This window comes from Evansella tamaricis (genome assembly GCF_019042215.1).
GTDB classification, from domain to species: domain Bacteria; phylum Bacillota; class Bacilli; order Bacillales; family Salisediminibacteriaceae; genus Evansella; species Evansella tamaricis.
In genome coordinates this window covers 1-10,009 of the sequence record NZ_JAHQCS010000019.1, presented here as the reverse complement: position 1 = coordinate 10,009, position 10,009 = coordinate 1, and the positions used below count along the sequence as shown (strand labels likewise).

Sequence of the window (10,009 nt, the reverse complement as noted above, 5' to 3'; positions counted from 1 at the left end):
TCGGAGCATTTGCTCGCAGAGGAAGAGACAGTAGTCGTAAATTTCGCTAAAAATCATCCTATTTAAAAAATCAACATTAGCCTTTAACATAGCCAATTTTAAAACTCTCTGTCAATTCGATGGAATCAATGACAGTCTGAGCCATAGGACAATTTTTTTGTGCCAACACCATCGCTTTTTCAAGCTTATCTTCTATCAGCCCTTCCCCTGATATCGTATAGTGCAGATGAATTTTTGTTATTTTGTTGGCCGCTTCCGGATCACGGGTAACATCTGCCTCTACGGTCATATCCGTCACTTTCATCCGCTGTTTTTCTAGAATTTTCCTAAGTACCCCTCCACCGCAGACTGCAATGGAACTCACCATTAATTGATATGGTCGAAAACCGTATTGTTCATTACCGGAAATTTGAATGGTCCCATATTCAAATTTCGTTTCAAATCCATTTTCTTTCATCTTAAAAATCATTATACAAACCTCCTTTTATATACCTCTCACTTATTTTACCCTTCAATAATTTATTTCGTCACCTTTTACCCCTCTCCTATTTTTCACTTGAAATACTACAGAAAGGAATTACAATTGGATAGGTAGGTGTTTTATTTAAGAGGAGGATTAGTCTTGTCAACAAATCAAATAAACAAGGAAATCAATCATCCCGTTTATCGTTATTGGGTATTGGTTGGAATGGTTCTAATAGCAGGTTTTTCTCAAGGAATGTTACTTCCCGTTCTCGCTGTGATGTTGGAAACGGCCGGAGTTTCTTCGTCAGCTAATGGATTAAATGCAGCAGCACTATATATTGGCATAATTCTAATATCTCCATTTATTGAAAAGCCTGTTCGAAAATATGGATATAAACCTATTATTATCATAGGGCTTGTTTTAGTAATGATCTCTTTAATTCTATTCCCTATTTGGCAAACATTTTGGTTCTGGTTTATTTTACGAATTGTGGTGGGGATAGCCGATAATTTAATCCACTTCTCAACACAGATTTGGATCAGTTCAACTGCGTCAAAGGAAAAACGGGGGAGACAGCTTGCTATCTATGGTCTCGCCTTTGGTCTTGGATTTGGAATCGGTCCAATGATGACTCAATTACTCGCTATCAATGAGTATTTGCCGTTCTTCATTGCATCGGGATTTAGCGTTATTGCTTGGGTATTTATGCTCTTTTTACGAAATGAATGGCCGGAGAGTGATTTTGAGACGGCATCACAGTTAAATACTTTCTCCCGTTATAAACAAGTGATCAAACTTGCCTGGTTCGCTCTTTTGCCAGGTTTTCTCTATGGCTATTTGGAAGCATCTCTCCACGGAAATTATCCCGTCTATGCCATGAGAATGGGAATTGACATTCAATTTGTCACTGTTCTATTATTGCCAAGTTTTGTATTTGGAAGTTTGTTTACACAACTTCCATTAGGGATACTAAGTGATAAAATTGGACGAAGCAAGGTACTTAAAATCATCTTCTTCTTCGGATTCATCCTGTTCTTCTCCATGAGTTTTGTGGAGCATCTTCCATGGGTTTTATGGATTTTATTTACCTTATCAGGAATGCTATTAGGCTCCTCATTCTCTTTAGGTATCGCCTACTTAGCCGACTTAGTTCCTGCAAATTTATTACCAACAGGTACAGTGATGACCGGTGTTCTCTTTGCGGTTGGAAGTATGATCGGTCCAACCGTTGGGGGTTGGTTAATTGGTGTAGTAGAACAAGGAGCAATATATTATTCCATGAGTTCCATGCTTTTGCTCATGTTTGTTGCTGCCCTCCTATTCGAAAGAATAAATAAAAAATCTGTTGGAAAATCCACCGAATCCGCATAATGTTGTTGAATGTAGCGAAGGACCCTCGCTACTTTCGACCTGTATTAAAAAATCAACATTATCTTTTCACATAGTCGAATACAAAAGAGGTTGTCAAAAAATCGTTTATTAAATGATTTTAATTGACAACCTTTTTTTATTAAATTATGTTTCGAAAGTCTGAATAATAATTTTAGACTTTTTTACATACTAATAGTCAAAACAACTCTCTGTTTTTGGAATTACATACTCTTTCAGGTTGAACACACAAAACATGGCAACGGAATAAACATATCGTACAGGTTCGTTTTTCAAGTGTCACTACTACTTTCAGAAAGGAAAGGCATCGGTATGATGAGAAAACTCCAAGCTCTGAACTATTCATTTGAAAATTTACAGGAAAAAAACCTGACTTTCGAACAAGTTTTTGATCGTATTGTTTGGTTTATAAAAAGGAATCCAAAAGGAAATTATCGTTTGATGTTTGGAACCGACTCTCAAGTACATGCCACATTCACTCGTTTTGTAACCGGGATTGTGATTCAACAGGAAGGTAAAGGTGCTTGGGCATGTATCCGAAAAGTATCCATTCCAAGGCAAATAACAAATTTACATGAAAAAATATCCTTCGAAACCTCATTAACAGAAGAGATTGTATCTATGTTTACGGAAAAAAGAAAGGATCAACTAATAAATATTGTTCTCCCACATATATATAAGGGGGCTTCTTTTACTATTGAAGGACATATTGATATTGGCTCTCAAAATCAAAATAAGACAAAACTTTATGTAAGAGAAATGACCTCTCGAATTGAGTCCATGGGAATAGAGCCAAAAATCAAACCTGAATCCTATGTTGCCAGCGCATATGCAAATCGCTACACAAAGTAATTGTCACAAAATTGTGCGGGACCAGGTCCCGCACAATTTTGTGACTAACCATTGCAAAACACTTTTATTGAAAACGCTTCCTAAACATTGTTGATACTATTCTATTGAAACACTTGTGCGAGGACTTGCGAAGATTGCGAGTTCGTCATATTTTTCATCACACAGCGGTCTACTTTGACCTTCATAAGTGACTCTAATGTTTTAACCATATCTGGTTCACCTATAATATATACTGACTCCCATTTTCGATCCCGTTTCATTTGTTCTAAATTCCCGGCTATTTTTTTATAGAAACGGTTCAAGTTCTCTTCAAAACGTTGTTGAAAACCATCTATATGGTTTGCTCCAGATGCCATCCGGTCAGATGTTGCAAGCCCATTTTTGGGACGCCAATCTTCTGTTTCTGGATCAAATTCATATACCCTTGTATCTTGAATCTCTCCTAAGTCAGCATCAATCACTTTAACTTGATTCAAACTAGGCATAATAATTCCGGTTCTTGGGAAGGTCTTATGCATTTGTTCTAACTGGTCTACGGCAGGTTTGTTCTCCCAGTGAAAACTAGTCTCTACAGGTAATTGTAAGTAATGAACGGACCATAAACTTTTGTCTTCAGAGGCAAAGATTACAACACTTTTTAAGAGATGGGATTGATTTCCCCGAACCTCCTTCTCCACCATCTTTCTCAATTTACGGTAGCTTTGGAGCTGAACCTCTTCTCCAGAGGCGATTAAATATTCTTCCAACCTTTTCAATCCGTTCTTTAAGCGTATCTTCCACTCACCCTTTTGCTGATCCTGATTTGCCCTGTCTGTGTTTAAATATACCGTTAACACACATTTCCCCTGGTCACACTGGAATTCCTTTAATGCTTTTAATTCACTGCCAAATGACATTAAGACATTCCTCCTTGTATAGCATGTACAGATATGTAACCTTTATAGCACTTCTTCAAACATCAATTTTTCTCTTTCATGATATTTACGGCAGTGAACAACAAATTATTACTAGTATGAATTTATTTAGAATTAAAATTTTAAAAAAACAAAAAAGGATAACAACATCTGAGTGAAGTTACCCTTTGAAAAAATTATTACTGTAAGATTTCATCGTCTCTTTCCGGCAATAATCCCCCTGGTGCTACTCTGTTGGATTTCTCTATTTTAAACTTGTCCTTTAATTGGCTAAACTCAGATTGAGTTTCCTTTAGAGTTTGAAGTAAGACCTGGGAATGTTCTTTCATATGTTGTGTCGCAACGACGATTCTTTGAACATCCTCCGATGCATCCTCCACCACTCTCGACAGTTTATCTCCAGATAATTTGATTTGCTCTAGTACTTGTTCACGGTTATCTTTAATAACGGTATACCAGTTTTTTGTCTGGTCTGTAAATTCCTTCACTCCATTTACCGCTTTCGTACGAACCCTCTTATTTGAAACAAGATAAATGGAACATGCCAGTGTACCGAAGATAATCGTACGTTTAAACCAGTTACCAGTTTTCACATCTTCATCCATTCTAATCCCTCCATTCCCTTTTACATATATCGTTAATATATTCCCTAGTTTTCCATAAATAAAACAATATATCTTCTGATAATAACTAACTAATTTGGCTTCACCATGACAATTTCAGATAGATTTATAAAAAATTTTTCCATCTACCTCCACCTGTTCGATCTCCCCATAATCTTCAAGTAAGTCTAAATGGCCTAATGTTTCTGAAAAGGTTAATGATGGCTGTTTTTCATAGATATGAGAATATTTCTTCATACAAAGGTCAAAGCAGCTTATTTCCTCACTTCCAATCATCTGTTTAAATTGGTATGCCTTCTTATCTTGTTCTGCTAATCTCTTTCTTATTAATTCGGTTGGGTTAGTTATGACATCCCCATGACCAGAAAAAGCCGTATTGATATGTAAACATTTCTTTAATGATTCCCGATATTGAAGTAATGTTTTTGGACGCTCTTCCCCTTTACCATAAGGAGCTTCGATAATAGCATTAGATGAAATATGTTGGATCAAGTGATCTCCAGCAATTAAAACACCATCTGATTCCCTATATAGGGAAATGTGGCTTTGTGCATGTCCTGGCGTCTCCAAAACTGACCAACCAGATAAGAAATTTAATTGATCCCCTTCCTTTAAAAAATCATCCAATTCTCTGTCTGGATAATAGCTTAAATAGCCTTGAGTTGATTCTTCAATTTTATTCCTTATCTCTTTTGGTACACCATGACGGCTATATAATTCTTTATAAAACGCTTGAGTATTTTCTAGAAAAACCTGTTCTCTTTTTAACCATGGGGAAACTTTTTCATGGGCATATAATTTGGCCTGTGGATAAAATTCCTCAACCAGACCAATATGATCGGGATGATGGTGTGTTAATACTACTACTTCAATATCTGTGGTATTCAACCCTAGTTCTTTTAACTTATCCCTTAAACAGTGTAAGGCTTCTTCTGACTTTGGACCTGTATCGATTAATGTCAGTGTTTCTCCTCTAATCAGGTATGTATTAATGGGCCCCACAAGAAATGGTGTTGGTATTGTCATCTGAACAATATCTTTTGCAATTGTATTCACTTAGCCGATTACCTCCCTCATCGAAAAAGAATGAATACTCATTCATTTTATACTATAATTGTAGCTTATTTCATTAATAATGTCATGTGTCGTAAATATATCCAGTTACCCACAAACCAAATGAACGTTGTGGATAAAGTTGAAAAAGCTTACATTAACAAGCTATTTAATGTTAATAAACTGTGGGTAATTAAATAAACTAACTGGAAGTTTCATCTGTGGATAACGTTAGTATTTCTCCTAAAACCCTATAGAAAAGCATTTGGTTTGTGTATAACTATGTGGATATGTGGAAAAGTCCTACTACATCCTTTTCTCTAAAGTCCAATCCCCATTTGTTTACTTAATCACAAAATACATGGTAAACTAAAATTGAATTTTTACAAATGTTCAGAAATTTGTAACAGGTTACACACGTATTGATAGTAAAAAGTTATATAATTTAATGGAGAGATAATTTTAATTGAAAAGGATTGATACCTATGAGAAAGCGTTTGCATAAAAGTTTTGAAGAATTAGTGAAAGAAAATAGACAACAACTCTTAAACGATGCCCAGGCATTAGAAGTTATTGAGAAGAAAGTGGAAGATAAACAACAACAAAGGCAGAATGAATTACAAAAAGCATAAAATTTTATCAGGGAGATCATAAGAAAGTGTATGCGTCTATATGTGTCTTCCTCTACTGGCATTTTGAAGAAGTAGACTAGAAGTGGGCTCTCTGCTCTGACTTCAGTTGTCACTTCCGAGTGCCATGCTGCGAGTAGGAGAGAGCAAGATAACGATAAGAAAACCTTATCCTTTTGTATCTATTGAAATCTATTGAAAAAGACCTTCTAAAATCTAGAAGGTCTTTTCCGCATATTCCTCTACTGATATTTTTTTAACAATCCGTGTAGTTTTAGTGCTAATGAAAGGTCACCACGTACTTTTAATTTACCACTCATATAAGCCATAGTAGGATTCAAATCACCTTTGATTAGATTCAGAAAATTATCTTCACTCATTTCTAACGTAATTTGCGGTTCAAATCTTTTCTCTTCCACAAATTCCACCTGTTTATCTGATATTTTTAATTGATATACACCATCTTCATTTCCTGCAAAATTAAATTGATAGACAACATTTAGATCTCCTAAATGGCTTGGATCACTGCTCATCTTTGCCAGCAATGCTTCAAATCGATCCTTTACTTCCATTATTTAACCCCCTATTTAAAAAGTGATTGACCATTCATTTAAACAAATTAGATAAATATTAGTAATTTCCTTTATTTTTTTTATTTTCATCCCGTTTCATTTAGAGATAGTCCAAGTTTACATATTCTTTGCTTCTATTTTTTTATCAGACTGTTCATTAGTATTAAAAGAGGCTTCAATTTTTTGTTGAACAATTTCTGCCAATTGTCCAACATCTATGTCAGATTTCTCTTGATGAATGCGGACAGGTTCCAAAATTCTCACATGAACATCCGCTGGACAAATACGATTGTTGTTGGCTTCCATAAGTAAATAAGAACCATCTATAGCCACTGGTAATATTGTCACTTTCGACTTAGTCGCAAGCTTAAAACTCCCCTTCTTAAATCGGGCAATGGGGTCTCCTTTACTTCTTGTTCCTTCAGGAAAGATTACCATGTCCTGCCCTTGCTCTAATAGTTTCACTCCAGCAATTATCGATTTCACTGCTTGTCTTTTATTCTTTCGGTCCATAAAAATACAATTCATGTGTTCCATCCAAGTTCTTATAATTGGTAACTTTTTTACTTCAATCTTTGATATAAAACTAATTTTTCGATTGAAGTAACCTAGGAGTATTGGAATATCAAAGTTTCCCTGGTGATTACAGACGATCAGAACCGTTTCATTGTCAGGTATATTTTCTTCCCCATAAACATGAATCTTTCCACCTGCTTTTTTCACTAGAAATCTTGCCCACTCCCCAGTAATTTTTTTTACATGATGATGATGGGCTTCCGTATGACCTTCTTTTTTGAGACGTTTAGCCTTTCCTAAACTGGGTAAAGCATAAATTAAGTATCCTACAAAATACGTAAACCAGACTATTGTACGCAACATCTTTGTCTCATCCATCCGTTTCTGTTTTAATTATTTGATTGTATGATCTTAAAATAAATACTAAATTTATTATATCATCATTAATTTACTATAAGGGAGATAGCATTATGGAAAGGTATCATGGAATTGTAACAGGAAGAGTTCAAGGAGTTGGATTTAGATATATGACCCAACAATTTGCTGTCGAGTTGGGGCTTTCTGGTTGGGTAAAAAATCAGTCGGATGGTTCAGTGGAATTTGAAGTACAAGGCAACAAAACAGAGATTGAACCTTTTTTAGTAAAAGTCAAAAAAGGTAGATTTCCAGCCAAAGTAACAGAACTAAAATTATCACAAATTCCTTTAGAAGAAAATTATTCTTCCTTTAAAGTCATCAATTAGTCCAGTTCTGAGAAATAAAAAGGAACGATCCCCTTTTATTAGAGAATCGTAGAAATGTATTTAAAATGAAACATGCTTATTTACCAGAATTTTAAACAACCGTTCCCCTTTTAAACGTTAATAACCAAACCAGTTTACTCACATGCAGGGTTTCTTGGAATTTTTGTAACTGAAATATCATTAATCATTCTAGTGCTTCGTTTAATAATACATACAAAATTGATCGTCCATATATAAGAAGGGATATCATGATTATCCTCAAACATCATCGCTTCAAATTCATCACCTATTAAATCCTCAAAAATCTCTTGTGTATACGTTTCTGTATCTGTGGAAAAATCAGTCCATTCACATAAAAGCTTTCTAGTTGATGTTTTCATTCCGATCACAACTCCTTTCTTTCTTACTTACATATTAACATACTACTTCGCCCAAAAGTATGTGAACCATTGAACAAAGTGTGTCTCTTTATAAGTCGCTTACAGATATAATGCTATGGTAAAATATATTGAGATTATTATACAACTTTAAGATCGAAAAAACCATACCATAGGGAGAGGTGGATCATGAAGATAAGAAAGCTGACAGAAGGGGAAATGGATTTAAGTATTCGAATGTCCGAATTTGCTTTTCAATATGAACTTACTGACGAAGAAAGGGAAGAACGAAAAGGATGGTTAAAACCGGATCAAACGTTAGTGGTTGAAGAGGACGGTCAAATCGTTTCAAAGGCCACTGTTCTCCCCCTGCAAACATATTTTTTAGGAAAGTCTATTGCAATGGGTGGTGTTTCTGGTGTTGTCACATGGCCAGAAAACAGACGTTCCGGATTAGTGAAGACATTATTATTGGAGTGCTTAAAAAATATGAAAAGTAATGGGCAGGTTTTGTCCTATCTTTACCCCTTTTCTATTCCTTTTTATCGAAAAATGGGATGGGAGTTATTTGCTGACCAACAAACATTAACTCTTACAAGAGAACAGCTTCCATCAAGGAAACAAACAGACGGGTATATTAAACGTATTGAAAAAAATCATATCCTCGTTGATTCCATCTATCAGATTTGGGCTAAACAATTTAACGGCACATTAGTCAGAGATGCAGACTGGTGGACGAATTCCACGTTCAAGCGAAAAAAAGGAGAAGTGGCCGTTTATTATTCCAAAGATCATGAAGCACGTGGATATGTTTTCTATCAAGTAAAATCAAGGAAGATGACAGTTCATGAATTAATTTGGCTTGATCCAGAATCTAGAGATGGCTTATGGACGTTTATATCTAACCACGATTCAATGCTAGAAAAATTAGAAGTAACCACCACTCCTGCGGGAACTGTCCCATTTTTATTAGAAGACCCTAAAATACATCGGGAAATTTCTTCTTATTTTATGGCACGAATTGTTGATGTGGAATCCTTCTTATCTATTATTCCTTTTTATGATTCAGATAATACTGAACCTATTATCCTACATATTACTGATGAATTCTGTCAATGGAATGATGGTACTTATTTTATCTACCCAACAAAAGACCGGAGTACTAATAGTTCAATTAGGTTTTTTCCTAAAAAAGCGTCAACCAATTCTTCGTGTCAACATGCCCCGGAAAAAGGAATCAGGTTAAGTGTTCAATCATTAACGGTGCTGTTAATGAATTCACAGCCAATGTATCATTTGTATAACGAGGGATATGTTAAAGGTGACTGGAAGACAGCAGGTAGATTTGCCCGTTCCTATCCAAAACAGGAACCTTTTATCTATGACTTCTTTTAGGAACTTAAAATGAAAGAAAGAGACTGGTACACAAAAAAGTGTTAACTGAGAAGTGAACAAGACACAACGATCGAAAAAGATATATATGTAAAAAACAAACAAGGAACGAGCATAGTTACCTAACACCTGCAGATTGTGATGTATATTATGTAAATTACTGATTTCCCAAACGGTAAAACCCACTTTGGTGCGATAGCTCCCCCTTTCGAGTGGGGTGAGAGTGAGGTCAGATACAAGGTGCCACTAAAATCCAAAAAGTTTGTGGTACTTCAAGTATCTAAAAATCTCACTCTTAAAGGATGGACGAGGATGCGACACAACTGCTCCTCTTCCCTCATCTTTTGTCGCTTCCTTGACGAGGATGAGACACAACTGCTGCTCTTCCCTTATCTTTTGTCGCTTCCTTGACGAGGATGCGACACAACTGCTCCTCTTCCCTTGTCTTTTGTCGCTTCCTTGACGAGGATGCGACACAACTGC

Annotated in this window: 12 protein-coding genes; 5 read left to right on the top strand and 7 right to left on the bottom strand. The window is 35.7% G+C overall.

Annotation, left to right across the window (positions count from 1 at the left end; translation table 11 throughout):
* Nucleotides 1-76 precede the first annotated feature (76 nt).
* Entirely contained in the window at nucleotides 77-469 is a 393-nt protein-coding gene (locus KS419_RS01020; RefSeq protein WP_217064237.1) for an OsmC family protein, read from the bottom strand.
* A 153-nt stretch (nucleotides 470-622) separates the two neighbouring features.
* On the opposite strand from KS419_RS01020, the gene KS419_RS01015 reads away from it, so the two are divergent.
* Both KS419_RS01015 and KS419_RS01010 read left to right on the top strand, forming a co-directional pair.
* Entirely contained in the window at nucleotides 623-1,837 is a 1,215-nt protein-coding gene (locus tag KS419_RS01015) for an MFS transporter (RefSeq protein WP_246593582.1), read from the top strand.
* 330 nt (nucleotides 1,838-2,167) lie between these two features.
* Nucleotides 2,168-2,707 (top strand): ribonuclease H-like YkuK family protein, encoded by a 540-nt coding sequence (locus KS419_RS01010; RefSeq protein ID WP_380087418.1) that lies wholly within the window; start codon nucleotides 2,168-2,170, stop codon nucleotides 2,705-2,707.
* Nucleotides 2,708-2,808: 101 nt separating this feature from the next.
* On the opposite strand, the gene KS419_RS01005 is transcribed toward KS419_RS01010, so the two are convergent.
* The 3 genes from KS419_RS01005 to KS419_RS00995 all read right to left on the bottom strand — a co-directional run bounded on the left by KS419_RS01005 (nucleotide 2,809) and on the right by KS419_RS00995 (nucleotide 5,300).
* Entirely contained in the window at nucleotides 2,809-3,603 is a 795-nt protein-coding gene (locus KS419_RS01005; protein ID WP_217064236.1) for a VLRF1 family aeRF1-type release factor, read from the bottom strand.
* A 197-nt stretch (nucleotides 3,604-3,800) separates the two neighbouring features.
* Nucleotides 3,801-4,226 carry a hypothetical protein gene (locus KS419_RS01000; RefSeq protein WP_217064235.1) on the bottom strand — a complete coding sequence of 142 codons (426 nt, stop codon included), beginning with the start codon at nucleotides 4,224-4,226 and terminating at the stop codon, nucleotides 3,801-3,803.
* A 114-nt stretch (nucleotides 4,227-4,340) separates the two neighbouring features.
* A complete protein-coding gene (locus KS419_RS00995) occupies nucleotides 4,341-5,300 on the bottom strand; it encodes an MBL fold metallo-hydrolase (RefSeq protein WP_217064234.1) in 960 nt (319 codons plus the stop codon).
* 482 nt (nucleotides 5,301-5,782) lie between these two features.
* Here KS419_RS00995 and KS419_RS00990 point away from each other — a divergent pair, with 482 nt between their 5' ends.
* On the top strand, nucleotides 5,783-5,929 hold the full coding sequence (locus KS419_RS00990) for an FbpB family small basic protein (RefSeq protein ID WP_217064233.1): 147 nt from the start codon (nucleotides 5,783-5,785) through the stop codon (nucleotides 5,927-5,929).
* A 239-nt stretch (nucleotides 5,930-6,168) separates the two neighbouring features.
* On the opposite strand, the gene KS419_RS00985 is transcribed toward KS419_RS00990, so the two are convergent.
* The gene (locus KS419_RS00985) at nucleotides 6,169-6,498 is read right to left on the bottom strand and encodes an SCP2 sterol-binding domain-containing protein (protein WP_217064232.1); all 330 of its coding nucleotides are present in this window, start codon (nucleotides 6,496-6,498) and stop codon (nucleotides 6,169-6,171) included.
* A gap of 117 nt (nucleotides 6,499-6,615) precedes the next feature.
* Nucleotides 6,616-7,377 (bottom strand): lysophospholipid acyltransferase family protein, encoded by a 762-nt coding sequence (locus KS419_RS00980; RefSeq protein ID WP_217064231.1) that lies wholly within the window; start codon nucleotides 7,375-7,377, stop codon nucleotides 6,616-6,618.
* Nucleotides 7,378-7,484: 107 nt separating this feature from the next.
* Between KS419_RS00980 and KS419_RS00975 the strand changes: the two genes are divergently transcribed.
* Nucleotides 7,485-7,757, top strand: a complete 273-nt coding sequence (locus KS419_RS00975; protein ID WP_217064230.1) for an acylphosphatase — start codon at nucleotides 7,485-7,487, stop codon at nucleotides 7,755-7,757.
* Between the two features lie 134 nt (nucleotides 7,758-7,891).
* Here the strand turns inward: KS419_RS00975 and KS419_RS00970 are convergent, their stop codons facing one another.
* A complete protein-coding gene (locus tag KS419_RS00970; RefSeq protein ID WP_217064229.1) occupies nucleotides 7,892-8,137 on the bottom strand; it encodes a hypothetical protein in 246 nt (81 codons plus the stop codon).
* Nucleotides 8,138-8,323: 186 nt separating this feature from the next.
* Here KS419_RS00970 and KS419_RS00965 point away from each other — a divergent pair, with 186 nt between their 5' ends.
* On the top strand, nucleotides 8,324-9,529 hold the full coding sequence (locus KS419_RS00965) for a GNAT family N-acetyltransferase (protein ID WP_217064228.1): 1,206 nt from the start codon (nucleotides 8,324-8,326) through the stop codon (nucleotides 9,527-9,529).
* Nucleotides 9,530-10,009: the final 480 nt, after the last annotated feature.

Bases quoted from the DNA above. Each gene is read 5' to 3' on its own strand.
- KS419_RS01020 (WP_217064237.1), bottom strand. From the start codon at position 469: ATGATTTTTAAGATGAAAGAAAATGGATTTGAAACGAAATTTGAATAT.
- KS419_RS01010 (WP_380087418.1), top strand. From the start codon at position 2,168: ATGATGAGAAAACTCCAAGCTCTGAACTATTCATTTGAAAATTTACAG.
- KS419_RS01005 (WP_217064236.1), bottom strand. From the start codon at position 3,603: ATGTCATTTGGCAGTGAATTAAAAGCATTAAAGGAATTCCAGTGTGAC.
- KS419_RS01000 (WP_217064235.1), bottom strand. From the start codon at position 4,226: ATGGATGAAGATGTGAAAACTGGTAACTGGTTTAAACGTACGATTATC.
- KS419_RS00990 (WP_217064233.1), top strand. From the start codon at position 5,783: ATGAGAAAGCGTTTGCATAAAAGTTTTGAAGAATTAGTGAAAGAAAAT.
- KS419_RS00985 (WP_217064232.1), bottom strand. From the start codon at position 6,498: ATGGAAGTAAAGGATCGATTTGAAGCATTGCTGGCAAAGATGAGCAGT.
- KS419_RS00980 (WP_217064231.1), bottom strand. From the start codon at position 7,377: ATGTTGCGTACAATAGTCTGGTTTACGTATTTTGTAGGATACTTAATT.
- KS419_RS00975 (WP_217064230.1), top strand. From the start codon at position 7,485: ATGGAAAGGTATCATGGAATTGTAACAGGAAGAGTTCAAGGAGTTGGA.
- KS419_RS00970 (WP_217064229.1), bottom strand. From the start codon at position 8,137: ATGAAAACATCAACTAGAAAGCTTTTATGTGAATGGACTGATTTTTCC.
- KS419_RS00965 (WP_217064228.1), top strand. From the start codon at position 8,324: ATGAAGATAAGAAAGCTGACAGAAGGGGAAATGGATTTAAGTATTCGA.